22 protein-coding genes and 1 riboswitch are annotated in these 26,506 nt (G+C 61.8%); of the genes, 15 read left to right on the forward strand and 7 right to left on the reverse strand.

Features of this window, described 5'->3' with window-relative positions; genetic code table 11:
• Window positions 1–125 precede the first annotated feature (125 nt).
• Window positions 126–3,473, reverse strand: coding sequence for a DEAD/DEAH box helicase (locus CQ012_RS06010; RefSeq protein WP_105661603.1), 3,348 nt, complete (start codon window positions 3,471–3,473; stop codon window positions 126–128).
• Window positions 3,474–3,559: 86 nt separating this feature from the next.
• Between CQ012_RS06010 and CQ012_RS06015 the strand changes: the two genes are divergently transcribed.
• On the forward strand, window positions 3,560–4,750 hold the full coding sequence (locus CQ012_RS06015) for an LOG family protein (RefSeq protein ID WP_105661604.1): 1,191 nt from the start codon (window positions 3,560–3,562) through the stop codon (window positions 4,748–4,750).
• Between the two features lie 63 nt (window positions 4,751–4,813).
• Here the strand turns inward: CQ012_RS06015 and CQ012_RS06020 are convergent, their stop codons facing one another.
• The 3 genes from CQ012_RS06020 to CQ012_RS06030 all read right to left on the reverse strand — a co-directional run bounded on the left by CQ012_RS06020 (window position 4,814) and on the right by CQ012_RS06030 (window position 7,022).
• A complete protein-coding gene (locus tag CQ012_RS06020; RefSeq protein WP_105657316.1) occupies window positions 4,814–5,917 on the reverse strand; it encodes a VIT1/CCC1 transporter family protein in 1,104 nt (367 codons plus the stop codon).
• A 54-nt stretch (window positions 5,918–5,971) separates the two neighbouring features.
• On the reverse strand, window positions 5,972–6,238 hold the full coding sequence (locus tag CQ012_RS06025) for a hypothetical protein (RefSeq protein ID WP_105661605.1): 267 nt from the start codon (window positions 6,236–6,238) through the stop codon (window positions 5,972–5,974).
• A 15-nt stretch (window positions 6,239–6,253) separates the two neighbouring features.
• A riboswitch (SAM riboswitch) is annotated at window positions 6,254–6,367 on the reverse strand.
• 67 nt (window positions 6,368–6,434) lie between these two features.
• A complete protein-coding gene (locus tag CQ012_RS06030; RefSeq protein WP_105661606.1) occupies window positions 6,435–7,022 on the reverse strand; it encodes a DinB family protein in 588 nt (195 codons plus the stop codon).
• Window positions 7,023–7,155: 133 nt separating this feature from the next.
• Here CQ012_RS06030 and CQ012_RS06035 point away from each other — a divergent pair, with 133 nt between their 5' ends.
• The 3 genes from CQ012_RS06035 (at window position 7,156) to CQ012_RS06045 (ending at window position 9,911) form a co-directional block, all read left to right on the forward strand.
• The gene (locus CQ012_RS06035; protein WP_105661607.1) at window positions 7,156–7,722 is read left to right on the forward strand and encodes a cupin domain-containing protein; all 567 of its coding nucleotides are present in this window, start codon (window positions 7,156–7,158) and stop codon (window positions 7,720–7,722) included.
• Window positions 7,723–7,858: 136 nt separating this feature from the next.
• A complete protein-coding gene (locus CQ012_RS06040) occupies window positions 7,859–8,275 on the forward strand; it encodes a hypothetical protein (protein ID WP_146112912.1) in 417 nt (138 codons plus the stop codon).
• 106 nt (window positions 8,276–8,381) lie between these two features.
• Window positions 8,382–9,911, forward strand: a complete 1,530-nt coding sequence (locus CQ012_RS06045) for an APC family permease (RefSeq protein ID WP_105661900.1) — start codon at window positions 8,382–8,384, stop codon at window positions 9,909–9,911.
• A gap of 55 nt (window positions 9,912–9,966) precedes the next feature.
• Here CQ012_RS06045 and CQ012_RS06050 read toward each other — a convergent pair whose 3' ends face one another.
• Window positions 9,967–11,502 carry a PucR family transcriptional regulator gene (locus CQ012_RS06050; RefSeq protein ID WP_105661608.1) on the reverse strand — a complete coding sequence of 512 codons (1,536 nt, stop codon included), beginning with the start codon at window positions 11,500–11,502 and terminating at the stop codon, window positions 9,967–9,969.
• A gap of 81 nt (window positions 11,503–11,583) precedes the next feature.
• On the opposite strand from CQ012_RS06050, the gene CQ012_RS06055 reads away from it, so the two are divergent.
• From CQ012_RS06055 to CQ012_RS06065, 3 genes are all read left to right on the forward strand, one after another.
• Complete coding sequence (locus CQ012_RS06055; RefSeq protein ID WP_105657322.1) at window positions 11,584–12,942, forward strand: aminotransferase class III-fold pyridoxal phosphate-dependent enzyme; 1,359 nt, start codon at window positions 11,584–11,586, stop codon at window positions 12,940–12,942.
• Between the two features lie 196 nt (window positions 12,943–13,138).
• Window positions 13,139–14,125, forward strand: coding sequence for an agmatinase (speB, locus tag CQ012_RS06060; protein WP_105657323.1), 987 nt, complete (start codon window positions 13,139–13,141; stop codon window positions 14,123–14,125).
• Window positions 14,125–15,768: a thiamine pyrophosphate-binding protein gene (locus CQ012_RS06065; protein WP_105657324.1), complete on the forward strand. Its 1,644-nt coding sequence runs from the start codon at window positions 14,125–14,127 to the stop codon at window positions 15,766–15,768. Before speB ends, CQ012_RS06065 begins: the two co-directional genes overlap by 1 nt.
• Window positions 15,769–16,149: 381 nt before the next feature.
• On the opposite strand, the gene CQ012_RS06070 is transcribed toward CQ012_RS06065, so the two are convergent.
• Window positions 16,150–17,010, reverse strand: coding sequence for an inositol monophosphatase family protein (locus CQ012_RS06070; RefSeq protein WP_105661609.1), 861 nt, complete (start codon window positions 17,008–17,010; stop codon window positions 16,150–16,152).
• Between the two features lie 100 nt (window positions 17,011–17,110).
• Between CQ012_RS06070 and CQ012_RS06075 the strand changes: the two genes are divergently transcribed.
• The 7 genes from CQ012_RS06075 (at window position 17,111) to CQ012_RS06105 (ending at window position 24,817) form a co-directional block, all read left to right on the forward strand.
• Complete coding sequence (locus CQ012_RS06075) at window positions 17,111–17,617, forward strand: MarR family winged helix-turn-helix transcriptional regulator (protein WP_105661610.1); 507 nt, start codon at window positions 17,111–17,113, stop codon at window positions 17,615–17,617.
• Complete coding sequence (locus CQ012_RS06080) at window positions 17,610–19,169, forward strand: MFS transporter (RefSeq protein WP_105661611.1); 1,560 nt, start codon at window positions 17,610–17,612, stop codon at window positions 19,167–19,169. Before CQ012_RS06075 ends, CQ012_RS06080 begins: the two co-directional genes overlap by 8 nt.
• Window positions 19,170–19,213: 44 nt before the next feature.
• Window positions 19,214–19,933 carry a GntR family transcriptional regulator gene (locus CQ012_RS06085; protein WP_105661612.1) on the forward strand — a complete coding sequence of 240 codons (720 nt, stop codon included), beginning with the start codon at window positions 19,214–19,216 and terminating at the stop codon, window positions 19,931–19,933.
• Between the two features lie 133 nt (window positions 19,934–20,066).
• Window positions 20,067–21,212 carry a CaiB/BaiF CoA transferase family protein gene (locus tag CQ012_RS06090; RefSeq protein WP_105661613.1) on the forward strand — a complete coding sequence of 382 codons (1,146 nt, stop codon included), beginning with the start codon at window positions 20,067–20,069 and terminating at the stop codon, window positions 21,210–21,212.
• A gap of 27 nt (window positions 21,213–21,239) precedes the next feature.
• Window positions 21,240–22,418: an acyl-CoA dehydrogenase family protein gene (locus CQ012_RS06095; RefSeq protein WP_105661614.1), complete on the forward strand. Its 1,179-nt coding sequence runs from the start codon at window positions 21,240–21,242 to the stop codon at window positions 22,416–22,418.
• A gap of 35 nt (window positions 22,419–22,453) precedes the next feature.
• Window positions 22,454–23,911, forward strand: coding sequence for an aldehyde dehydrogenase family protein (locus CQ012_RS06100; protein WP_105661615.1), 1,458 nt, complete (start codon window positions 22,454–22,456; stop codon window positions 23,909–23,911).
• Between the two features lie 36 nt (window positions 23,912–23,947).
• Window positions 23,948–24,817 carry a 3-hydroxyacyl-CoA dehydrogenase family protein gene (locus CQ012_RS06105; RefSeq protein ID WP_105661616.1) on the forward strand — a complete coding sequence of 290 codons (870 nt, stop codon included), beginning with the start codon at window positions 23,948–23,950 and terminating at the stop codon, window positions 24,815–24,817.
• 72 nt (window positions 24,818–24,889) lie between these two features.
• Here CQ012_RS06105 and CQ012_RS06110 read toward each other — a convergent pair whose 3' ends face one another.
• Window positions 24,890–25,324: a pyridoxamine 5'-phosphate oxidase family protein gene (locus CQ012_RS06110; RefSeq protein WP_105657333.1), complete on the reverse strand. Its 435-nt coding sequence runs from the start codon at window positions 25,322–25,324 to the stop codon at window positions 24,890–24,892.
• Window positions 25,325–25,420: 96 nt separating this feature from the next.
• Here CQ012_RS06110 and CQ012_RS06115 point away from each other — a divergent pair, with 96 nt between their 5' ends.
• Entirely contained in the window at window positions 25,421–26,506 is a 1,086-nt protein-coding gene (locus CQ012_RS06115; RefSeq protein WP_105661617.1) for an App1 family protein phosphatidate phosphatase, read from the forward strand.

Below are 26,506 nucleotides of genomic sequence, written 5' to 3' on the forward strand. Positions count from 1 at the left end.
AGGATCCGTCTGGGCGCTTGTCCGATGAACGCACTATGTGTGGCGTAGCGCACATCATCGGTCACTTCGAATATACAGGGTTTTACTGAGCGCCGCCTGCTAATACGGCGGATTTAATCAACCTGTTACTCAAGCAGTCCTCGGATATCTTGGGCGGTCAAGGCCTTGGAGAATCCATCGGCTTCATCCATCACTGTCGAGATCAGCTTGCGTTTGCTTTCCTGCAGCGCCACAACCTTCTCTTCGATGGTGCCCTGCGAAATCATTCGGTACACCATCACCTGTCGCGTCTGGCCGATGCGGTGCGTACGGTCGATAGCCTGGGCTTCCACGGCTGGGTTCCACCATGGATCCAGCAAGAAGCAGTAGTCCGCTTCGGTCAGGTTCAGGCCGAAGCCGCCGGCCTTCAAGGAGATCAAGAACAGCGGCGCTTCGCCTTCCTTGAACTGCTCGATGACCTTGGCGCGGTTGCGGGTATTGCCGTCCAGGTAAACGAACTTCACGCCACGCTCGGTCAGCTTGTCGGCAAGCACTTTCAGATACGAGGTGAACTGGCTGAAGATCAGCGCACGGTGGCCTTCGCCCACCACATCATCGAGCTGGTCGAAGAGTGCTTCCAGCTTTGAACCAGGTACGTCCGACAGCGCTGGATCCACTAATGAAGGCTCCAGGGCCAGCATGCGCAGATGGGTCAGCGACTGGAAAATGGTGAAGCGGTTGCGATCCAGATCTTCAACCAGGTGCAAGATTTTCTGGCGTTCGCGGTTCAGGTGGGTGTCGTAGACATGCTGGTGCTCTTCGGAAAGGCGCACCAGAAGCTGTTGCTCCTGCTTGGCCGGAAGATCCAGCACCACGGATTCCTTGGTGCGGCGCAGCATGAATGGCTTGATGCGACGCTGCAGCAATGCAAGGGTGTCCTTGTCGCCCAGCACTTCGATGGGGCGGGCGAATTGGCGATTAAAGCGTGTTGTGTTCAGGAACAATGCCGGAGCAACCAGCGACAGCAAAGCACCGAGCTCGGAAAGGTTGTTTTCCATCGGGGTGCCAGTGACGGCCAATTTGAAATTGGTCTGCAGGTTCACCGCGGTGCGGTGGGCCTTGGTGGATTTGTTCTTCACGAACTGCGCCTCATCGAGGATCAAGCCGGCAAAGCGCTGCGCCTCGTAAATCTCGTCGTTCAGACGCAACAGGGTATAGGTCGTGAGAATGACATCGTAATTCTCGGCCAGTTCCCTCAGCTGCCGTGGCGAAGGCAAGGTGCCCTCGACGCTGACTACCCGCAAGGATGGGGCGAACTTGTTGATTTCCATTTCCCAGTTGGAAACCACCGAGCTCGGGGCGACAACCAAGAACGGCAGACGGGTGCGCTGGGTTGCGGGCAGCTGAGCACATGCCTGCGGATCGGCCCAGAGCTTGTGGGCATGGAGAATCAGGGCAATCGTTTGCAAGGTCTTGCCCAAGCCCATGTCATCGGCGAGGATTCCGCCGAATCCGCCTTCGTACAGGCGAGAGAGCCAGTGGAACCCTTCAACCTGGTAAGGGCGCAATTGGGCGTTCAGCGTGTTCGGCACCTGCGCGTGGTGGGCTTCAGCGACCTTGAGCAGTGAACGCATGCGTGCGATAAACAAGTCCGCGCCGTCAATGCCTTCAGCCATCTCATCAAGTTCTTCGAACAATGAGATTTGGAAGACCGTAAGCTTCAGGTCTCCCTCCTTCGGCTTGTCATTCATTGCCTGCGCCTCGTCAACGAGCGCCTTGAGCTTGGCGAACATGGGGTGGTTCAACGAGAACCAAGTGTTATCCGGCAGGCGCAGCTTCATCTGGCCATTGCTCATGGCCTCGACGATCTGCGAGAAAGGAACCTCGTGGTTGCCCACGGTGATCAGCAAGCCAAGGTCCAGCCAGTCGGTCCGTTCATGATTCACGGCATTGATCTTCAGCTGAGGAAGTTCACGCAGCTGACGGAATTTCGGCCGGGTGCCCTTCTCAACCAGCTTGACTTCAGGAATGCGTTCCAGCGCGGGGAGGATCTCGGTGACGAAATCGATGGTGTCATCGCGGGCGTAGAACTTCGGCGACAAGTTGGGATTGCCGCTTTCTTCATGGACCAGGAAAACTTCATGCACTGCGGCCTGAAGCAGTTCCTCGGCCTCAAGGTCATACACTTCCTGGTCGCCAGGGATCCCCGGGTAGAGGATCTGGAAGTCCAGCGCGGCGGTGTCGTTCGGTTCGTTATTCTCGTTGAATTCGCGCTTGTAGACCACGGTCGCCTGCACATAGGGCGGTTTCAAAGCAGGCAATTCCAGCTCGTCGCTAACGCTACGCAGCTCGAAACGGCGGGCCAAACGCGGGTAGGAGGATTCAAAGAAATCGTTGATCTCCGGCCTAGGCACGGTGACCGGACGGCGGTCAACATACCAGCGGCGGTGCGCGTCAGGAATCGGCTCAACACTTGGCGCGAGCCAAATCTCATCAGGCTGAGCCAACTGGGCATAGAAACCATGCTCGGCGATGACACCGCTTGGTGCCTCCGGATCGAGAATGAGATCCTGGTTTGCAATGTGCAGGACACCGTCCAATTGCAGCCGTTGCTCATCCAGGGAGGCCTGCATGCTGAAGCTGGCTGGAGCAACGATGCGCACGCGCTGCTCGGATCGGGTCGTGATCAGCGGAATTCCCAGCTCATCAGCTTGGTCAAGCAGTGGCCAGAGCAGCTCGGAAGCGTACTCGTCCAGGAACAGCCAGTCTTCATCCACCTTGAACTGCAGCTGGCTGTCGCTGCGCGCCATGGAGGCAAAGCGGGTAAACCAGTGGTGCTGCGCCCGCAGCAGGTTCCAGCCGTAGGTCTTGAAGCCCAGGGTGGTCCAGCGAAGCTGGCCACGAACCCAACGGCCTTCGGTGTTGCGAACCATTGGGCGCACTCCCAAGCGGAAGCGCTTATTGCGGGTCGGGTGCGGGATGGTTCCGGTCGGCATCCATTGTTGCTGCTGGGTGGCGTCCTTCGAATCGAAGAGCAGGAACTGAAGCGCCATCGGCACTACCGGATCGTGCTGCGAACCAAGCAGGCCATCGGCCGCGCCCGGCTCGGACTCTTCAAACCATGAATCGATTTGCTGCGACCAAACTGTGTTCGGCTTCTCTTCCCGGGCAGGCACGGGGCGTGGCTGGGAAGCGATCTTGTTGGAGACAATAGCCAGTGCCGCGATGTGCGAGCAGATGCCCGGTGCGTCGCAGGTGCACTCGCACGATTCGATCTTCCACTCTCCACCGTCCATGAGGACCTGGATCATCGGGGAGTATTCTTCGCCAGAATCGGTGACGGTGCCTTCGATCTGGTGGGTGCTTTCGTCGAATTCCACGTCAACCACGGAATTTGCTTCTGCAGCCAGGTTCTTTCCATAGAAGAAAGGAACGTTGCCCAGAAAAGCCAATAAGTGGCGGGCATCAATGGTTGGTGGAACAGATTCAATCATCCTCTCATCGTTTCACGTTCCGGGCCTTCGCGAAAGTTGAAGGGCCTTTCTGTGAATAATCACTATCTATGACGTAGCGTTGACGCATGTCCCAAGTGTGGCCCTACCTTCCAGCACGCGCAGTGAACATAACGACGCTCGTTGAATTCGACCGTCTCGCAGCCGAAGCGCTGGCTTCCCACCGCGCACGCGGAAAAGGCTGGCGAGTGCACCGTGTTGATCTGCGCGAACGGGATACCGTGCTGGAATCCTTGGATCTTTCCGAAGCGCTATTCATCGATTGCCAGTATTCCGCGCAAGGAGCGCAGATCGTGCAAGCCACTGGCGGGCTGTGCATGAGCTCGGGGGAGGAGCTTCCCTTCGAGACGGTGGCTCGCGGCTTGTATTCGCCGCATGAGTTGTACTCGGGGATCCGGACGCAGACCTACGAGCAAGTGCCTGATGCGAAGATCTACGCGTACTCCCAGCAGCATGCAGCGGTGAATTCCGATAGCGATAGCAATGCGCTGGCAAGAACCCTGCATGATCACCACATTGGCCAGGCGCTGGTCTCGGCGGTGTACGAGGGCACGTTCAAGGAAACCCCGATTATCGGGGTGATGGGCGGGCATGCGATGAGCCGGGGCACTGCGCAGTATGCGCAAGCTTTGGAGCTTGGGCGCATGATTACCCGGGCCGGCTACGCGGTCGCCACCGGTGGAGGCCCCGGCGCAATGGAAGCCGCCAACGCCGGTGCGTGGCTGGCCGATTACGGACCAGAAGATGTCGCTACGGCATTGCAGATGCTGGCCGAAGCGCCAGATGCGATCCATCAGCGCACCGGCTGGGCGAGAACTGCGTTGATGGTCAAGGAGCGTTTCCCGAGCCAGCGGCAGTCCCTGGGCGTGCCAACCTGGTTCTACGGCCATGAGCCGCCGAATCTGTTTGCCACCCAGATTGCCAAGTTCTTCACCAATTCCATTCGTGAAGCGATTCTGCTGGAGCAGTCCAACGGCGGGCTGGTAGTTCTGCCCGGGGCCGCTGGCACGGTGCAGGAAATCTTCCAGGATGCCTGCGAAAACTACTACGCTACCGGTGCTCGCGTGGTGCCGATGGTGCTGATCGGCAAGGACTATTGGACGAGGGATCTGCCTGCTTGGCCGCTGCTTCAGGCCCTGGCCAAGGACCGTGTCATGGAACAGAAGATTGCTCTGGTGGAAACCGCCGAAGAAGCGATGGAGTTCATCCAGAGCATGCAAACCCTGCGCCGGCGTACCCGGCGGCCGGAGAACAGCTAGAGCACGGCATGGAAAATGCCGGTAGAGCCAAAGCTGTACCGGCATTCGAATCGCAGCAGGCTGCTATCCGATGCTGACGTCGAAGATCAGGCCCAAGCAGTAGGTGATGGCCGCTGCGCCCCAGCCGATGGCTAGCTGGCGCAGGCCGCGCTTGAGCGGGGAGGCACCGGAAAGCAGTCCCACGATCCCTCCGGTGATCATCAGGGCCACGCCTACCAGGACTACCGAGACGAGGATCGCGGTCATGCCGGAGAGCCCAAGGATATAAGGCAGGATCGGCACGACCGCGCCGGAAGCGAAAAGGATGAACGAGGTGGCCGCCGCGCCGGTGGCCGACCCCAGTTCCTGGTGCTCCTTCTCGAGTTCTTCGCCGCGGCCTTCCGGGTTCAACGAGAAGTCGGGGTTGCAATCGCAGGTGAACAGGCCCATGCGTTCTGCGGCCCGGTGCGCTGCATCTTCATCGCTCATTCCGCGGGCCTTGTAGATCAGCACCAGCTCGTTGGCGTCCAGATCGAGGTTCGGGGCGGCGGTCAGCGTGACCTGGGTTGGTCGCGAGGCGGTCAGCAGCTCGCGCTGGGAACGCACCGAGACGTACTCGCCAGCTGCCATGGACAGTGCGCCGGCCAGCAAACCGGCAACACCGGAGAACAGCACGAAGGTCGCTGAAACACCGGTCGCACCGATACCCATGATCAACGCCAGGTTGGAAACCAGCCCGTCGTTGGCGCCGAAGACCGCAGCGCGGAAGTTGCCCGAAAGGCGCGCACGGCCTGCTGTAGCCAGCGCCCGGACGACCTCTTCGTGGACCTGTTCGTCGGCCGCCATCTGCGCGGTGGCGTCCTTGTCGTCGCGGTAGGGCGAACTGCTTTCGGAGCGCTGGGCCATGGCCAGCACGAAGACCGAACCGAAATGCAATGCCAGGAAACGCAGCATGGTGCGTCGCAGCGACGGGCGGACTTCCTTGAAATGCTCGCCGAGCAGGACGCGCCAGTGGGATTCGTGGCGGGCTTCCGCCTCTGCAAGGCCCAGCAGGATTTGCCGTTCTTGACCGGTTTTCTTTTCCGCGAGGGCCCTGTAGATGGAGCCTTCGGCGACTTCATCTGCGAGATACTTGCGCCATCGCTGGATCTGCGCTTTGGTAGGTTCGGTTTCTGGGTGCTGTGGCATCGCGACGATGACTCTCCTGGAACATGGATTTTCCAATGAAACCCGTGGATCGGATCAACCACCCAGTTTAGTCAGGGCTCCTGCACTTGGGAATTTGGCAAGGCTAAAAGCAATTCTCTTGCCCGCGGGATTTCCGGATACCGGCAGCACCAGCTGCAATTCAGAAGTGGCCGGATCATAGGTCGGCCTGCGGGCGCAACGGGCAATGAGCCGTTCAAGCCTGAGCGGATCTGCAACGTAGCGGGTGCGCCAGCGCCCCTCGGCCTTGAATTGCACTTGGCCGGTCTGGCGGTCGATGACGGGCAGAATCGGATATGCCATGGAGGTCAACTCTCTTGCGAGCTCTTGCCCGTGCACCTGTTGGTGCGCGGACCGCTTCCTCATCCGAACCACCCATGAACTTGGGGTTGGTGCGCGGCCAGTCGGAGCTTGGCGCCGCGTCTCGTGAAGCAACATTTCCGATGGTACCGCCGGTGGCAGGGCGCGGTGAAGTCCGAATGCGTAATATGACTGCGGCTCAGCTGCCCGGGGCAAAGGCATTGGCCAGTTGCTGCAGCTTCTCGCGTTGTTCGGCCCATTGTCCCGCGGTGTAGCCGGGCAGCAGATCCAGCTGCGCGGTCCAGCCAGCACGGCCATCGAGCTGCTCGCGAATAATATCCAGATGCCCTGCATGCCGGGAGGTCTCGGCGAGCGCATGGATGAGCAGGTGATCCAAGGTGGTTTTGCCAGCTGGCCCCCACCACGGTACCTCTACGGGGCAGTCCAGGGGCAGGTCGCTGATGGCTTCATCGGCGAAGGCGATGGCTTTCCGATACAGGCCGATCAGCTGTTGCGCATCCATATCTGCTGGCGGGAGGAAATCCGCGTCGGGATCATGCGGCGCAATGAATTCGCGAACGTAGCGGTCATCGGCCCTGCGCTTGAGGCAGGTGCCGAAATATTCGTATTCATTGATCGCCAAATGGTGCAGCACTCCCAGGATATGGGTGCCTGTGGGGGTGAGCGGAGTGCGTGCCAGGTGTTCGGCGAGGCCTTCTGCCTTGTAGATTGCATTCTCGCGCGCGTTGTTCAGGTACCCGCAGAGCTTGTCCTTGGTGCTGTCCATGAACAGAGTCTAGTGAGCGCTGCAGCCTCGCGGTAGAGGGCGCGGTGTGTTTACCATTGGTAAACTTGCCCCGCAGGCCTTGAAGCCAAAGTGGTTGCGGTTGTTGCTGCAGAAAACGTCGAGGAGCCAAACGATGAAAACCTTGCCAGTTGAACCAACCGGTGCTGCGATCAATATCGGTGCGAGGCTGCGCGGGGTGCGGCAGACCCAGCGTATGACCATTGACCAGGTCGCCGAGCTATCCGGACTGACCAAGGGTTTCCTCTCGCGTGTGGAGCGCGACCTGACCAGCCCTTCGGTTTCGACTCTTTTGCGGTTGTGCGAAGTGCTGGGCATGGAGGTCGGTACCCTCTTCGAGGTTCCTGAAACGAAACTGGTCCGACTGGAGCAGGCGCCCCGTGTTTCCCTGGGCGGTGACGGCATCACGGAGCAGCTGGTCACGCCGCGCAGCGAGAAGCGGGTGCAGATGATTCGCGCCGAGATTGCGCCCAAGGGCACCGGTGAAGCGGAACTGTATTCGGTGGATTGCGAGCTGGAAGTGCTGCACGTGATCGCTGGAAAATTCATCCTGGTATTGCCTGATCAGCGGGTAGAACTCGAAGCAGGCGATACGATCACCTTCCCCGGGCGTGAACCGCATAGCTGGGAAAACGATTCTGATGAGGTTGCCGTGGTTACCTGGACGCTGATCCTCTCATGACGCCAATCCCTTGCGCTTGCTGCCATGGCACGGCATGCGCAGTGCGGCTGCGCGTTCGTCTGCGGGGAGATGAACCGCGTATTCTAGGAAAGATGCGTTGTTCCGGGCGCTCGGGACAATCAGTGATGGGAGAGGCGTGAGGACAGGCGAAACAACCGCTGCGCAAGATCAACTGCGCAGTATCAGCTGGTGGGCTTCGATACTTTTCGGCGTTCTTATTGGCACCACCTTGACCTGGATCCGCACCCAACGCAATTTCTTCTTCATTGGCGCCGCGATTCTGGCCGTCGTCATTGTCACCATTGGCGTGCGGACGATTCGCCGACGGGCACGCTTCCCGGTGATGGCGCAGGCACGCACCTCGTGGGCGTATGTGCTGTGGACAGGTGTCCTGCTGGTCCTGGCCGGACCGATCCAGCTGGTGTACGTAGCTGATGACCTTTCCGAACTGACTATCAAATCGCTGGTCATGTCCGCAGGCTTCTGCCTGGGCATTCACGAGGTCGACCGCGCGCTGGTGAAAGCCAGCAAGAAGCGCTCCGGCGAGGCCTAGCCTCCCGATTTGGGCAAAATAGCCTGAAATGTAGTCAAAACATCCAATACCCTTTGGCGCGATTTTGCATAGTGTGATCCTGATCAACTTTCCAGAAGGGGTTGCCATGTCAGGAAAAACCGCGAAGAACCACACCGCAGAACCAGGCCTCAAGAAGGTCCTCGGCCGCTGGGATGCCTTGGCCATAGGCGTTGGCGCGATGATCGGCTTTGGCTGGGTCGTGCTCACCGGCGACTGGATTACCACCGCCGGCCCGTTCGGAGCCACGCTGGCTATGCTGGTTGGCGGTGGCATCATGGCGGTAGTTGGCCTGACCTATGCCGAACTCGTTGCGGCCATGCCGAAAGCAGGCGGTGAGCACAACTACTTGCTGCGCGCCATGGGCGCCCGCTGGTCTTTTGCCGGTTCGTGGGCCATCGTCGGCGGCTACATTGCGATCGTGGCCTTTGAAGCAGTGGCACTGCCCAAATCCGTGCTCTATCTCTTCCCGGAGCTTTCGCAGATCAGATTATGGGAGATCGCTGGCTCAGAGGTCTACTTGACTTGGGCGCTGGTCGGTGTCGCCGGTGCGATAGCGATCACCTGGATTAACATCCGGGGTATCAAGACCGCCGGTGTAGTGCAGGCCTTCGTGGTGCTCTTCCTCTTCGTCATCGGCGCAATGCTGCTTGCTGGCGCATTCACCGGGGGCGAGAGCAGGAATATGGAACCATTCTTCGAAAACGGGGTGGCCGGCTTCTTCGGCGTGATGATCGTGGTGCCGTTCATGTTCGTCGGCTTCGACGTGATCCCGCAGTCCGCCGAGGAATGCGACATCGCCCCGCGAAAAATTGGCAAGTACGTGGTGATTTCGGTGCTGATCGCCACCGCCTGGTATGTGGGGATCATCCTGGCCACCGCCTCGGGAATGGGCGCTTCGGCGCTCTCCGGATCCGAACTTGCCACTGCCGACGCGATGGGGGCACTGTTCAATTCCGAAATCATGTCAAAGGTGCTGATCGCCGGCGGCATTGCCGGCATCCTCACCTCGTGGAATTCGTTGCTGATGGGTGCTTCGCGACTGATGTACGCGATGGCCAGTTCCGGGATGCTGCCACGCTGGTTTGCCTACCTGCATCCGAAGCACCGCACACCGAGCCATGCACTGCTGTTCATTGGTGGCCTCTCCATTCTGGCTCCATTCTTCGGCACCGCCATGCTCGGATGGCTGGTGGATTCCGGTTCGCCGTCGATCGTGATCGCCTACCTGCTGGTGGGCGTGGCGTTCTTGATTCTGCGCCAGCGCGAACCGCAGATGCAACGCCCGCTGTGCGTGGGCGGTGCGGGAAACGGCGGCAAGGTCATCGGCGTACTGTCGGTGGTCTTCTGCGCCGGCCTGATTTCGCTGTATCTTCCGGGAATGCCGGCGGCCATCGGGTGGCAGCCGTGGCTGCTCTTCGCCGCTTGGTGGATCCTGGGCATGGCCTTCTTGCTGCGGGTGCCACGCGGGATTGCGCCGGGCGAATTCGCGGAAGAGGAATTGCTGCAGAAGCTGAGCATCCGCCAGCAAGCCAAGCTCGGTGCCACCGGCCCGGACGCCGCAGCAACGCGACGCGCCAGTGCGCCGCACGATAGCCGGACTCGGCTCAAGGGCTGACGGCTGTACCTAGGGCACGCCGCGGGATCTGGCTATTGCAGAGACTGCGGCGTGCCTATTTCTGTGCCCGGCGAAGGGCCAGCCAGAGCGAGGCGGCGGCATCCGGATCATCGAGATTGGCGCCAAGCAATTCCTGGGCCACGGTGATGCGGTGGCGCAAGGAATTTCGGTGGATGCCCAATTCGCGGGAGGCTTCTTCCCAATGGCCGCGATGGCGCAGGTAGGAGGTGACCGCGGAGAGCAGATCGGCGCGCGCGTACGCTGCGAGGGCCTTGACCCAGGTCTCTGCGCTGGCATCGAAGCCCGGGGCGCCGCAGGCCATGGTCCCGAACGGGACAGCGTCCAGCGCTTGGCGCAGGGCAGGCAAATTGGCAGGGATCTCGGCCAAGTTCAATGGTTGGGAGAGCACGGCGTGGACTTCGGGTGCGGGGGAATCGAATCGCCCGCACGCCATCGGGCCCGTTGCGGTTGCAGCCTGCGGTGCCACTGCCTCGCCATTGCCGGAACTGTCTGCGGGTTCGGGAAGTATCAAATAATGTTCGACGCCGTCCTCATAGTGAAGCTGGCACTCGCGTACCGCTGCGGCGACATCGGGCAATGCGGCGGGGCGCGCCAGCGAGGGCAGCGCATGAAGTGCGGTTGCTGCATCGGTATCGGCACCTGCCCGGTACAGCAGGATTCGCACACGAACAGGTATTCTGCCCAATCCGGCTTCTTCCCCGACCAGGCGTGCCGCCTCGGGCTGGCCATGCAGCAACAATTTTGCGGTGGCCGAGCTGAGCGCGTTATTCGTGCTGGCAGCCAATTCCCGTTGCCTGGCGCGCAAGGAGAGCAACGTGTAGGCCGTCATGATGATCTGCCGGTCGGCCTTGGTCGGCCTGCGCCCGGCGGCAACTCCGAGATATCCGTGGATCGTGGTTCCGGACAGGATGGGATAGAGCGCAACTTCGTGGCCCTGGACCTCGAAGGTGGACGCCGAGGGCATGCCATTGCGCCGAAAGCGCATGGACTCGTGGCGGAGTTCGCCCAGGAACGCTTCGGCGGATGCCGGGTAGCAGGCCGCCGGCCGGGAATCGACGGAAAGATAGGCGGCCCAGCCGTTCACTGCCTCAGCCAAGCCCCGCACGACTGCATTGATGGCATCCGGGCGTACGGCGGCACGCGCCAAGGCAGTCTGCGTGCCCAAGGAACCCATCAGGTTCGAAGCCTGATCACGTGAGGCCAGGCGCCAGTATGCCCGTGAAATGTTCTGGAAGGGCACCTGGTCCGGGACGATCCCCAGCTCTATGCCGGCAGCGTCGCAGGCGGCGATGACGTGCTCGGGCACCGTGCGAAGCCATGGACCCAGCCCCAGCCCCAGGGCGCAGACCTTTTTGTCCTGCAGCCGGCGCATGTATGCGCGGGAAGCTTCCTCGCTCGCGGCGAATGGCATGCCGGTGGTCAGCAGCAGCTCGCCGCCGTCCAGATAGGTGGTGGGATCTTCCAACTCAGAGACATGCACCCCGCTGACCGGCTGGGCGCGGAAGGTTCCGGCGCTGGCAGGGAAGAACTCGGTGCCCAACTCCGTGCCCAGCTGCAAAAGCGTGATCATTGGGTAAATTATCCAAGAAAGATGCTGGACTTGGATGCAATGACCAATGACGCGTGTCACGGGGATTTCTAGGCTTGAGCCATGACTGAAACCCTTGCATCCACCGACGCCCCAACCTTGTCCCAGACCAGGCACCTTGCCACCAGCATCCCCGGCCCGCGCTCTGCGGCCCTCCATGAGCAGCGGGTGCAACAGGTCAGTAGCGGTTTTGGCGTCACCTTGCCGGTCTTTGTCAGCCGCGCCGATGGCGGGATTATCGAAGACGTCGACGGAAATCGCCTGATCGACTTCGCCTCGGGGATTGCCGTGACTTCACTGGGTGCCGCCAACCGCCGCGTGGCCGAACGCGTGGCCAAGCAGCTGGCGGACTTCACCCATACCTGCTTCATGGTCACCGAGTACGAATCCTTCACCCAGGTGTGCAGCTGGTTGAACCAGCACACCCCCGGCGAGTTCGAGAAGCGCACAGCGCTGTTCTCCACCGGGGCCGAGGCCGTGGAGAACGCGGTCAAGATCGCCCGTGCTGCCACGGGACGCGCTAACGTGCTGGTCTTCGACGAGGCCTACCACGGCCGTTCGCTGCTGACCATGGGCATGACTGCCAAGATCAATCCGTACAAGATGAATTTCGGCCCGATGCCCGAGCATATCGTGCGCGCCGCCTCGGCCAACCCGTTGCGGCCCTCTGGGGGAGCGGCCACCGTCGAAGCGGTCCTGGCGTCCGTCGAGCAGACCTTGATGGACTACGGCCCCCAGACTTTCGCCGCGATGGTGATCGAGCCGATTCAGGGCGAAGGAGGTTTCGTTGTCCCGATGGCCGGGTTCATCCCGGGACTGCGCAAGTTGGCCGACAAGCACGGTATTGTGCTGGTCATCGACGAGATCCAGGCCGGCATGGGGCGCACCGGGAAGCTATTCGCTTCGGAGCACGAGGGCGTGGCAGGTGACCTGATCCTCACGGCCAAGGCCCTGGCCAACGGAGTTCCGCTGTCCGCGGTGACTGGGCGCGCCGAGCTGATGAATGCCCCTCACGCTGGCGGCCTGGGCGGCACCTATGCTGGCAACCCGCTGGCTTGCGAAGCGGCGCTGGCTGTATTCGAGCAGTTCGAGGATGGGACGCTTCTGGATAACGCCCAGCTCATCGAGCGGGTGTCCCGCGAGGTTCTTGAACCACTGATGCAGCAGAGCCCGGTGGTTGCCGAGGTCCGCGGCCGCGGAGCCATGCTGGCTATCGAGTTCGCCGACCGGGGCAGCTTGGCGCCGCGCGCCGATGCAGCCGCGGTGGTTTCCAAGGCCTGCCATCGAGCCGGGGTGCTGACCCTGACCTGCGGTACGCACGGCAATGTGCTGCGCCTGCTGCCGCCGCTGGTGATCGGCGAAGCACTGCTGCGCGATGGATTAGAGGTGCTTGCCCAGCAGATTCGCAGCGTCGCCAGCTGATCGCCCTGCTGCAGTTTCGGCCCATGCCGCAGCCCGTTCGCGGGTTGTGGCATGGGCTATTTCTGCCTGGATTCCCGGGCTGTGCGACAACTGAATCTTGACGTGACCCAGCAGACAAAATAGCATAATGGAAAACTGAAGTTTCATATTAGACAACTTGGACTTTCGTTCTTGGATGTCTGGGGAGGAAGTTGCGATGAAGGAAATCCGCATCGAGGAAAACGGGCATCTGGGACCCATTAATGCCGCGGTGATTCCACGCTATGCAGGTGGTGGCACCTATGCCCGGCTGCCGCGACTGGATCAGGTGGCGAAGGCCGACATCAAGATTGTTGGCGTGCCTTTCGACACCGGTGTCTCCTACCGGCCCGGCGCCCGCTTTGGCGCCAACCACGTGCGCGAATCCTCGCGCCTGATCCGCCCCTACAACCCCGCCACCGACACCTCGCCGTTTGCGCAGAGCCAGGTGGCCGACGCGGGGGACATGGCGGTCAACCCGTTCAACATCAACGAGGCTATCGAGACCATCGAGCACAACGCACTGGAGCTGACCAGTGACGGCTCCACTCTGGTCACCGTGGGCGGAGACCATACCATCGCGCTGCCATTGCTGCGTGCCGCCTCGCAACGAGCCGGTGCTCCGGTAGCGATGCTGCACTTCGACGCGCACCTGGACACCTGGGACACCTACTTCGGTGCCGAATACACCCACGGCACCCCGTTCCGCCGTGCGGTCGAGGAGGGAATCCTGGATACCGAGGCGATCTGCCACGTCGGCACCCGCGGTCCGCTCTATGGCAAGAAGGACCTGGAAGACGACCAGCGCTTCGGTTTCGGCATCGTCACCAGCTCGGATGTCTACTACCAGGGCGTCCGCGAAATCGTGCACAAGCTGCGCGACCGCATCGGCAACCGCCCGCTGTACATCTCGGTGGACATCGACGTGCTGGACCCAGCCCACGCCCCGGGTACCGGAACCCCGGAGGCCGGGGGTATCACCAGCCGTGAACTGCTTGAAATCCTGCGCGGTTTGCGCGGGTTGAACATCATCGGCGCGGATATTGTCGAAGTCGCGCCCGCCTACGACCATGCGGAGCTGACCGGCGTGGCCGCCTCGCATGTCACCTATGATTTGATCAGCCTGATCAGCGACTTCCGCGCCAGCAAGGGGATGAATAGCTAATGAACGAGCAACCGCAACGCAACGGCGGCGATCTGGTCATCGAGACCCTCACCGCGCTCGGTGCCAAGACCGTGTTCGGGATCCCCGGACAGCACGCCCTGGGACTCTTCGACGCGCTCTCGCGCTCAAGCTTGGAGTTCATCTCCTCACGCGTGGAGAACAACTCCGCCTTCGCCGCCGATGGCTACTCCCGCGCTACCGGAGAAGTGGGCGTGCTGTTCCTCTCCACCGGCCCGGGCGCGCTGACATCGCTAGCGGGTCTGCAGGAGGCCTACGCCACCGGCGTGCCCATGGTCGTGGTGGCCAGCCAGATTCCGCTGGACGGCCTGGGAGCCCGCCGCAAGGGCATGCTGCATCAGCTCGATGACCAGAAGGCCTCGGCCGCCAACGTCACCAAGTTCCAGCAGACCGTGCATCATGCATCGGGCATCCCCTCGGCGATCCAGGACGCGTGGGCCCGGGCCATTACCGTGCCGATGGGGCCGGTGTGGGTTGAGGTGCCGCAGGATGTCCTGCTCGCCCCGGTGATGGTGCCCCCGGTACAGGATGCCCTGGCCGAAGCCTACGAGCATCCCCCGCGCGAAGAGCTGATTCGCGAAGCCATGCGCTGGCTGGCCGAAGCCAAGCGCCCGGCCATCATCGCCGGCGGCGGTGTGCGCCGGGCCGGGGCGCAGGCTGAATTGCTGGCCGTAGCCGAAAAACTGCAGGCCCCGGTGCTGTGCAGCCCCGGCGGCAACGGAGCCTTTGGCTGGAACCATGAGCTGTCCTTGCAGTCGTGGGCGGAAGACCGCTATGTCTCGGACGTCATGGAAGATGCCGACGTGCTGGTGGTGATCGGTTCGGCCCTGGGCGAGGTCACCAGCAACTACTTCACGCTCGAACCCCGCGGCAAGATGATCCAGATTGATGCCGAGCCGCGCGTGCTCGAGTCCAACACCCCGGCCCTGGGTATCCGCGCCGATGCTCGTGAAGCCTTGAAATTCCTGGACGAAGAAATGCGCGAGACGGGCTTCAAGGCCCAGGCATCATGGCACGGAAGCACCCCGCAACAGGTGGTGGCCCAGACCCTGGCAAAGGTGCAGGCGCGCCTGGATGCCCAGGACCTTGGCAAGGAACGGAAGTTCATGGCGGATATACGCGCCGCAGTCCCGGCAGGCATGCAGACCTTCTGGGATATGACCATCGCTGCCTACTGGGGCTGGAGCTGCTGGGACGCCAAGGAGGGCGAATTCCATTCCGCGCAGGGTGCAGGCGGCCTCGGCTTCGGCTTCCCCGCCGCGATCGGTGGCGCCATCGGCTCCAAGCAGCGCGTGCTGGCAGTCAGCGGCGACGGTTCATCGATGTACTCCATTGCCGAACTGGCCACCGCCAAGCAGCACCATGCGCCGGTCACCTGGTTGATCGTCGACGACGGGGGATATGGCATCCTGCGCGAATACATGGAGGGAGCCTTCGGAAAAGCCACCGCCACCGAACTGGCCCGGCCGGACTTCGTGGCCCTTGCGCATTCCTTTGGCATCCCCGCCCAAGCGGTCGATCCCGAAGGCATCGGTTCGGCGCTCGCCGACGCCTTGGAAGCAGATGGCCCAAATGTCATTGTGGTCCGCACCCTGCTGAAGATGTTTGCGCCTACCCACCTGTAAAGCACCCGAACGCACGCACGGCCTCGGACCTGTTGCTCCCACGAGCGATGGATCCGGGGCCGTTGCGATTAGTGGATGAGGAAAAGTGCGGATCAGTGGGTGAAATGGAACACCACACCGAAAAGCACTGTCGAGATGCCCAAGCTAATGCCGATGAGCAGTGGCTCCCAATCCAGGGATTGAGCTGCCAACATCACTGCGAAGGAAGCGAAAAGCAGAATTGCTCCGATTCCTCCCAGGATCACACCTCCGCCTCCATGGTGCCGCGCGGCGGAATGCGCGGTCCGTTGAAATCGTGGTTCCATGCCGCCATGGTACGTCCGAAAGCGGCCAAAGCCGAGGGGCAGGGCCAACTACTTCGATATTGTCAGATTTGTTGGCTCAGCGGCCCGTGCGCAGCTGATGGATCCGCTCGGCAGCGGTTGCCAAGGAAGGATAATCGGCGCCGGGCCCTTGCGCGATGAAACCGGGGCAGTAGTGGTCGGCGAGTCCTGCCTGTCCGTAGGACAAGCCGCGGAACGTGCCCTGGGCCATGCGCACCAGATGCGCTCCGGCAGCCACATCCCACACCTTGGTATCGAACCCGATGGTGGCGTCGCACCAGCCTGCGGCAACATGGGCTAAGGCCAGCGCCGCGCAGACCTTGCGGCGTACCGTGGCGAAGTCCTGGATCCACTGGCCAAAGAGTTCCAAGGACAGATCCCCGTCCTTGAGCATGGATTCTGCTCCCGGGTAATCCGTCATCAGGTTGGCGCGGGACTGCTCGGGACGGGCACTGGGCTCAAGGACCTGCCCGTTGAGGAACGCGGCAGTCGAATTGGCGCTGAATTCATCACCAGAAACCGGATCGAGGATTGCGGCGGCCACCAGTTCTCCGTCGATGGCTGCGGCAATCGAGATGCAGAAGAATGCCACGCCATGGACGAAGTTGCTGGTGCCGTCAATCGGATCGACAATCCACTGCACTTTCCCGGCGGCCTGCCGTCCTTGATCGCCAGAGACCTGCTCTTCGCCGAGAACCCAGGAATCCGGGTGGGCCGATAGCAGTGAGGCAGTGATGAGCCGCTGGCTCTGCCGGTCGATATCGGTGACCAGATCATGGGTGTTGGTTTTATGCTCGGCTACCACGTTGCCGCGGAAGGAAGCGCGCAGCAGCTCGGCGGACTGGCGAGCTGCCTTCAGCGCGGAAAGACGTAATTCTTCGGCGTATTGCGTGCTGGCTTGGACTCGCTGATCATTCACAACACCAGCTTACCGCCGTGGCAACAGGCAAAAACGTTGACTGGAGCAACGATTCGAACTTACATTGGTGGAAACACAATAGATAGGCAGCCGATAGATCGTGGACAAGTCTCCAGATAGCCCTTCGGATTCTGAACTCAAAATCCTGCTCGACGAGTTGGCCCGCAGTTCCAGGATCCTTCGCGTGTTTTCGCATATGGATCAGACTGACCCCGAGGTATCAAACGCCTCCCATCACGTGCTCAAGACGTTGAAAACCCGTGAACCCACGCATGCTGCCGACCTTGCGCAGTCCTTGGGTATCGGCACCGCGGCGATGAGCCGGCATTTGGCGGAACTGGAGCAAATGGGCCTGGTAGCCAAGCAGCCCAGCAAGATCGACGCCCGCCGCCACGTACTCTGGGTGACCGAGGCGGGGTGCGAGCGGCTTGAATTCCGCGACCGCTTGCGCCTGGAGCGAATGCGGGATGTCCTTCCGGACTGGGATGCCGAGCGCTTGGCCAGCGTCGCGCATGCGCTGAGCGAATTGAACGCGACGATGATCCGCGGCATCCAATCCCAACGGACCGAGCAGTTCGGCAATGCGGAGAATTCCGACCTTGGATAAGAGCATGCCGGAAAAGGAACGTCCCACTGACCTCACCGAGGCAGCGGCAGACCAGCCGCAGATGAATCAACGCGAGGTGCTCAAATCCATCGCTGGCGTCCTGGCATCCTTCTTCGCTGCCATGCTGGCGGCGACCATTGTGTCTATTGCACTGCCGACCATCATGGATGTCCTGGGCGGCTCGCAAACCGACTTCAACTGGGTTCTGAGCACCACGCTGCTGGCTAATGCCGCCACCACTCCCATCTGGGGGAAAATGGCGGATCTCTTCGACAAGAAGAAGCTGCTGCAAGCCGGAATTCTGGTGTTCGTGCTCGGCTCGTTGCTGGCCGGACTCGCCTGGTCCATACCCGTTCTGCTGTTCGCCCGGGTCATCCAGGGCATCGGCATGGGCGGGCTGACCGCCATGGGCATGGCAGTCATCGGCACGGTCATCCCGCCACGGGAACGTGGACGCTATTCGGGATATTTCGGTGCCGTCATGGCTGTATCTACCGCAGCAGGACCGCTGCTCGGCGGATTCATCGTGGACTCGCCCCTGGGCTGGCGCTGGTGCTTCTTCTTCGGCATCCCGATCAGCCTGCTCTCCATGCTCTTGATCCACCGGACCCTGCACCTGAAGCACCTCAAGCGTCCGGTGCACATCGATTGGGTCGGCGCGGTCCTGTTGACCACCGCCGTCTCGATCCTGCTGATCTGGGTCTCCTATGTAGGCAAAGCCGACTATTTCGGCTGGAATTCGTGGCAGACCTACACGATGGTCTCGATGTTCCTATTGCTGGTTGCCGCGTTGCTGCTTGTTGAATCACGGGTTCGTGAACCGATCATTCCGCTGAAGATCATTTGTACCCGAACAACCTCGCTGGCGATTCTCGCCTCGATCTCGATTGGCGTGGGGATGTTCGGCACCGGCGCATTCATCGGCCAGTACTTCCAGATCGCCCGCGAAGCGACACCGACCATGGCCGGCCTCATGACCTTGCCAATGATCGCGGGCAACTACTTCGGGTCCGTCTTCTCCGGGCAGATGATTACCCGCTTCGGCCGTTGGAAGATCTACCTGCTCATCGGTTCGGTCCTGAACATCGCCGGACTCGGCCTGCTCGGGCTGATGCGCCAGGATACCGAATACTGGCTCTTGGCCTGCGGCATGTTCCTCAACGGCGTGGGCATGGGATTCATGCTGCAGAACTTGGTGCTCTCGGTGCAGAACACGGTGAAAGTTACCGATATCGGGGCGGCAAGTTCTTCGGTGGCGTTTTTCCGTTCTGTAGGCGGCTCAGCAGGTGTGGCGGTGCTCGGCGCGCTGCTTTCGCGCAATGTGGTAGATCTTATTACCGAATCATTAGCGGCCAAGGGGCAGCTGTCCTCAGCCCCGGCCACCGGGGATTCCTTGAATCTTTCCGGGATGCCAGATGCGTTACGGCAGGTGGTGGAATCGGCGTATGGCGAGGCGACAGGGATCGTCTTCATCGTCTCGGCGGCCGTAGCCGTGGTTGCCTTCTTCTGCGTATTGCTCATCAAGGAAGTGCCATTGCGCAAGACGATCTAGTACCTGGCCTTGCCGCCGGGTCGAATCAGGATAAGCTTCAGACCATGAGTAGCATGCAACCGATTAAGCCGAAGGTATCTCTTACTGAGCAGGTGACCACGATGATCCGTGCCGCCATCGTTGCCGGTGAGATGGCTCCGGGGGAGCACTACTCGGCCATTGGCATCTCGGAAAAGCTCGGCGTCTCGCGAACTCCGGTGCGCGAGGCCTTGCAGCTGCTGGAAAAAGAGGGAATCGTTACCGTGGCGAAAAACCGCGGGGTGCGCGTCAACCAGATTTCATTGGAGGACATTGTCGAAGTCTTCCAGCTGCGTTTGGCTATCGAGCCTCCAGCTGCCGCACGTGGCGTGCGGAACGCGACCGAGGCTGATATCAACCAGCTGAAGTCGTTGCACCAGCGAATGCTCGCAATCGGCGAAACCGGTGATGGCCGGGCGACGCTGGAAGCGGACAAGGAATTCCACCTGTGCCTTCTGGGGCTGGCCGGAAATGCGAAACTCGACAGCGTGGTGGGGGAGCTGCGCAACCTTGTCCTGGCCCACGGGCAGACCACCGTGCCCTTCGCCCGCTCCAGCCAGGACCTGGCCGGGGACCGCGAGGAGATCATGGAGGCGATTCTGGCTAAAGACCCCGACGCCGCCGCGCTGGCCGTTCTGGGCCACGTCATGCGCACCGCGCAGATGCTGATCCGCTCGGTGTGTTCGCGGACCCCGGGACTGGACGCAGAACCGTTCCTGGAGCGGCTGGACGCCTTGATTTCCTAGGGCATTCCGCGCCCCCTGCAGACCCGAGCAGCGAAACATCCTGAAAATCCTTGCCAAGGGTGATCCGGGCAACATAGAGTTGCATGCAACATGTAACTAAGCAATTCTGTGCGGATTGAAGGTGTGGAAGCAAATGAGCCAACCGCTTGAAGGGGTCAAGGTCATCGACCTCTCGCGCATCTTGGCCGGGCCGCTGTGCTCCATGACCCTGGCCGACTTCGGGGCCGAAGTTCTCAAGGTGGAGAACGCTGCTGGCGATGAGACCCGCAGCTGGAAGCCTCCGGTCAATGCCCAAGGCATCAGCACCTACTACTGGTCGGTGAACCGCAACAAGCAGGCAGTAGTCGCCGACTTCGCGGACGCGACCCAGTTGCAGGCCCTGCGCGGATTGATCCGCGACGCTGACGTGCTGGTGGAGAATTTCCGCCCCGGCGTCCTGGCCAAATTCGGGCTGGACTACGAGAGCCTGCACGAGCTGAACCCTGCACTGGTCTATTGCTCCATCTCGGGCTTCGGCGAAAAGCAGGGTGCAACCTTGCCCGGCTTCGACTTGCTGGTGCAGGCAGTGGGCGGACTGATGAGCATCACTGGAGAACCAGACGGGCCTCCGAGCAAGGCCGGCGTTGCCCTGGTGGACGTATTGGCGGCGCAGAATGCGGTTGCCGGCATCCTGCTGGCCATGCGCGAACGCGATGCCAGCGGTATCGGCCAGCGGGTGACCGTCAACTTGCTCGGCTCGCTGCTGGCCGGACTGACCAACCAGTCCAGCAGCACGCTGGCTACCGGAAAATCCCCGGCACGCATGGGCAACGCGCACCCGAGCATTGCCCCCTATGAAACCTTCGCGGCCAACGACGGCGTGGTGGCCATCGCCGTGGGCAATGACCGCCAGTTCGCTGCCTTGGCCAAGCACCTTGGCCAGCCGGACCTAGCCCAGGATCCGCGCTTCAGCAGCAATAGCGCACGGGTGGCCCACCGCGAAGAACTCAAGGCAATCATCGAAGCGGCCACCGCCTCAGCCACTGCCGCGCACTGGGCGAATGCGCTGATGTCCGCGGGAGTGCCCGCCGGAAAGGTCAACTCCATTGCCGAGGCCATCGACTTCGCCAAGGAACTTGGCCTGGATCCCGTCGCGCTGATCACCGATCCGGACACCGGGGAAGCGACCGAGCAGATCGCCAGCCCCATCGGGCTCTCGCGCACCGGCGCCCAATATCGCACCATCCCGCCGGCCCACGGGGAGCACCAAGCGCTTCTGGGCACCCTGGCAAATAGCTAATCGAAAGAACTTTCAAGGAGACTTAATATGAGCACCGCAGAACGCCTTCTGGATCCGGCCGACCTGATCAATTTCGATTCGCTGCTCTCGGCGGAGGAACTGGCCCTGCGCGATACCGTGCGCGGTTTCGTCAACGAGAACATCAAGCCGAATATCGCCAAGTGGTACAACGACGCAGTCTTCCCGCTGGAGATCGTTCCGGAGATGGCCAAGCTGGGCCTGCTGGGCATGCACCTGGAAGGCTACGGCTGCGCCGGCCGCTCGGCCGTGGAATACGGCATTGCCGGCGCCGAGCTGGAAGCCGGCGATTCGGGGCTGCGCACCTTCGTTTCGGTCCAGGGATCGTTGGCCATGAGCGCCATCTACAAGCACGGCTCCGAGGAGCAGAAGCAGCAATGGCTGCCCAAGATGGCCGCCGGCGAAGCCATTGGCTGCTTTGGCCTGACCGAACCAACGGCAGGTTCCGACCCGTCGAGCATGAAGACCTTCGCCCGCCGCGACGGCGATGACTGGGTGATCAACGGTTCCAAGCGCTGGATCGGGCTGGCCAATGTGGCGCAAGTGGCGGTGATCTGGGCACAGACCGATGAGGGCATCCGCGGCTTCGTCGTGCCGACCAGCACCCCGGGCTTCACCGCCACCCCGATCGAGCAGAAACTGTCCATGCGCGCCTCCATCCAGTGCGAAATCGATCTGGTCGATGTGCGCCTGCCCGGTTCGGCGGTATTGCCGAATGCCAAGGGCCTGAAGGGACCGTTCTCCTGCCTGAACGAAGCCCGCTACGGCATCCTGTGGGGTTCCATGGGGGCCGCCCGCGATTCATTCGAAGCGGCATTGGCCTACTCGCAGGAGCGCCTGCAGTTCGACAAGCCGCTGGCCGGATACCAGATGACCCAGCAGAAGCTGGTGGACATGGCCCTGGAAATCAACAAGGGCTTCCTGCTGGCCCTGCACATCGGCCGGTTGAAGGATGCCGGGAATTTGGACCTGCACATGATCTCGGTAGGGAAGCTGAACAACTGCCGTGAAGCCATCGCGATCTGCCGCGAGGCACGCACCATCCTGGGAGGCAACGGCATCACGCTGGATTACTCGCCATTGCGCCACGCCAACAACCTGGAATCGGTGCGCACTTACGAGGGCACCGACGAGGTGCACACGCTGATCCTGGGCAACAAGCTCACCGGCGTGCCGGCCTTCCGCTAAGCCGCGAAGCCAAGGAAGACGGGAGAACCAAGCAAATGAACCTTTCCACAACACTTGCCACCCTGGAGCACTGCATCAATGGCGCATGGGTGCCTGGCGAAGGCCGCCGCATCGATTCGAAGGCGGCCGCCGACGAATCCATCGTGCTCGCGGAGGGCACCGCGGCCAGCGTGGATCAGGTGGACGCCGCTTTCGGCGCCGCCCACCGGGCCAAGAAATCCTGGGCGTCCACTCCGATGGCCGCCCGCGGGGCGATTCTGGCCAAGGCCGCCGGATACCTGAAGGAGCATGCGGAGGACTTCGGAGCGGAACTGGCCGCCGAAGAGGGCAAGACCAGAGCCGAGGGAATCGGCGAGGTGCTGCGGGCCGCACAGATCCTGGTCTACTATTCCGGCGAAGCGGAGCGCGCTGCCGGCACCGTCTTCCAATCCCCGCGCGCCGGGGAACAGATTCTGGTTACCCACAAGCCGCTGGGGGTGATCGGGGTGATCACCCCGTTCAACTTCCCGATCGGGATTCCGGCTTGGAAGATCGCCCCGGCGCTGGTTTTCGGCAATACCGTGGTGTTCAAGCCGGCCAGCCTGGTGCCGTTGCTGGCCATGCGCTTTGTGCAGGCCCTGGAGCACGCAGGGCTGCCCGCTGGCGTACTGAACCTGGTCATCGGCCCGGGCGCGCTGGGTGATGCCTTCATCGCCAATGAGCATTTGGACGGGCTGACCTTTACCGGTTCCACCGGCGTCGGGCGCAAACTCTGCGCGGCAGGTGCGGCCCGGGGGATTCCGGTGCAGGCGGAAATGGGCGGCAAGAATGCTTCGGTAGTGCTGGCCGACGCAAACCTGGACCTGGCCAGCGAGCAGGTGCTTTTCGGGGCCTTCCGCTCCACCGGCCAGAAGTGCACGGCCACCAGCCGGCTGATCCTCGACGAGTCCATCGCCGACGCATTCTTGGCCAAGCTCACCGAAAGGCTGGAGCAGTGGGTGACCGGGGACCCGCTGGACCCGTCAGTGCATATGGGCCCGCTGGTGGATGCCAAAGCGGCGAACTCGGCGGCACAGGGGATCGACCGGTCGCTGGCACAGGGCGCAACACTGCGCTATCGCGGGCTGGCCCCGGAAACCGGCAGCTTCCTGGCACCAACCATTCTGGAACTTCCGGAGGGGGAAGCCGGGCGAGCCAACTGCGCCTGGCAGGAAGAATTCTTCGCGCCCATCGTGTCCGTCCGCCGAGTCAACGGGTGGAAGGAAGCTTTCGAGGCTGCAGAAGACTCGGAATACGGTTTGAGCCTGGCATTGTTCACCTCGAATCTTGCGCTGGCCCTGGAGGCGCAACAAACTCTCGACGTGGGTATTCTGCATGTAAATTCGGAGTCAGCCGGAGCTGACCCGCACGTGCCTTTCGGCGGTGCGAAAGCTTCGGGCTACGGACCGAAGGAACAGGGAGCAGCAGCTCGCGAGTTCTACACGCACACCACGACGACCTACCTGCGCGGCTAAAAGGCGCAGGCCAGGACTCCAGAGAAAGAATGGTCAATGAAGATTGAACGTATTTTGGTGATCGGTGCCGGCACCATGGGCCGCCAGATCGCGATGAGCTGCGCGCTGGGCGGTTACGCCACCGTGCTGCAGGATATCTCTGCCGACGCGTTGGGCGCAGCACGCACCGAGCTGGAGTCCTGGGCTGCCGGCCGCGTGGCCAAAGGCAAACTCGACCAGCCCACGGCAGCTGCGGCGCTGGGGCGCTTGAGCCAGAACACCGACTTGAACCAGGCTGCTTCCGCAGCCGACTTGGTGATCGAGGCTGCTGTGGAGCGCCTGGACATCAAGGAGCAGATCTTCGCCCAACTGGGCGAGCATGCACCGGCCCACGCCATCCTGGCGACGAACTCCTCGACGCTGCTCTCCTCGAAGCTGGCCCAGGCCAGCGGCCGTCCAGCGCAGGTGTGCAATATGCACTTCTTCAACCCTGCATTGGTCATGAAGTGCGTTGAAATAGTCCGCCATGGGCAGACCAGCGATGCCACGATTCAGGCTGTTACCGAGGTAGCCAACCAGCTGGGGAAGAACCCGGTGCTGGTGAACAAGGAGATTCCGGGTTTCATTGCCAACCGCATGATGGGTGCGATCAACGCCGAGGCGCTGAACCTGGCTCACCTGGGAATCGCCAGCATCGAGGATATCGATACCACCGCGAAGACCGCTTTGGGCCACCCCATGGGTCCGTTCGAGCTGATGGACATGGTGGGCCTTGATGTTATCGATTTCATCGCCCAGGCGACCTACGCCGAGACCGGTGACGAGGCCGACCAGCCGCACCCGATGATCACCGAAAAGGTGGCTGCGGGCAAGCTCGGACGCAAGAGCGGAGAAGGGTTCTACCCTTATTCCCAGGCATCGGCTTAAAGCTGGAAACGCCGCTGCCAGCCCGATGGCCATTGGGCTGGCGGCGGCGTTTGCCGTGCAGATCGGAGAGAACTATTCAGCGACCTCTGGTTGCTCGCCGAGCTCGAAGTGGCGCCCGGAGACCGAATCAATGTTGACCCGAATCCAGAAATCCTTCTGGGTGGGGATCCAGGGAGTGACGCCGCTTTCGCGGGCCTCCTTGATATCGGCCTCATGCTCCAATACTTCGGCGCTGCCGTGCACGACAACGGACCAAGCTTCATCGGAAAGGATGCCGTCGACCTCGAAAGCGATCTTTTCATTGATCGCCATGGCCGCAAGCTTATTACCGGGCGAGGTGCGCAAGAACAGCTTCCCGTTGTGCACCGCGTAGTTCACCGGAACAATATCGATCAACCCTGCAACCGAAGTTGCTACGCGTCCGTGGGAGCTGTGCGAGAGCAGCTGCCACGATTGGTCCTCATCCAATACCAGGACCGGGCTATTGAGCTCGTGTTCGAATTTCATAGCACCAGCTTTCTACTCTTTGTAGAAAAAGGCAAGGGCTCGAGACACAAGTTGTCGTTTTCCCGTGCTTGGCGGTCGACATGAAAGACTGGGGCTATGAGTCATATTTCGGCTGATGGCGATGCCCGGCATGTAGCTTCGCGAATGGAAGACGGAGTGCATCGTTGGCGTGCACGGCGCGCCCTGGCCAACGGCCACCAAGCGGTAATCCTTCCCTATGTGGGATATGGCTCTACCGGACCGAGCGGCGGCTGGATTCGCGTCTTCGCCCGCGTTGTGCTGGCCAAGCCCGGCGCCTTTGAAGACGGGCAGCACCAAGCCCAGGTCATTGCCGATGGCATTCGCGGTTTCCGCAATTTCATTTCCCCGATCCTTCCCGGCGGCAAGGTCAGCATTGACGTTGGCGACCAGCGCTTCGAGGTCCAGGCTGACCGTGGCGGCGTCATTGATGTGAAGCTGGTAGTCGACCTGCCCGCGGGCTGGAATGAGATCCGGCTTCATGCCCACAACGGCGATGCCGCGCAGGCGAAGATTCTCGTTATCGACCAGGCGCAGAAGTTCGGGGTGATCAGCGACGTGGATGACACCGTCGTGGTCACCGCGCTGCCGCGCCCCATGCTGGCGGCGTGGAACTCCTTTGTGCTCTCCGAGCATGCCCGCGTGGCGACCCCCGGGATGGCAGTGATGCTCCAGAAGGTGCTGCTCGAGCATCCAGGAGCTCCGACCATCTACCTTTCCACCGGCGCATGGAATGTCGCGCAGACCCTGCAGCGCTTCATCTCGCGCAACCTGTACCCGAAGGGGCCGTTGCTGCTCACCGACTGGGGGCCAACAGACCGTTCCTGGTTCCGCAGCGGAATGCAGCACAAGGTTGACCAGCTGCGCCGCCTGGCCGAAGAATTCCCGCACATTTCGTGGGTGCTCATCGGCGATGACGGCCAGCATGATCCGGCCATTTATGCCGAGTTCGCGCGCCGCTATCCCGAATTGGTCCGGGCTATTGTGATCCGCCAGCTGACCCCTTCGGAAGCGGTGCTAGCCGGCGGACGTTCGCATGAGCTGCGCCGAACCACCCCCGGGGTGCGTTGGGTCTACGAGCCGGACGGAGCCCGGATCCTTCGGGAGCTGGCCAAGTTGGGGATCGTGGGCAATGACGGCGCAAACCTGCTGAAGGAAGATTAG

Source organism: Arthrobacter sp. MYb214, from assembly GCF_002979865.1.
In the GTDB taxonomy this organism is placed as follows: Bacteria; Actinomycetota; Actinomycetes; order Actinomycetales; family Micrococcaceae; genus Glutamicibacter.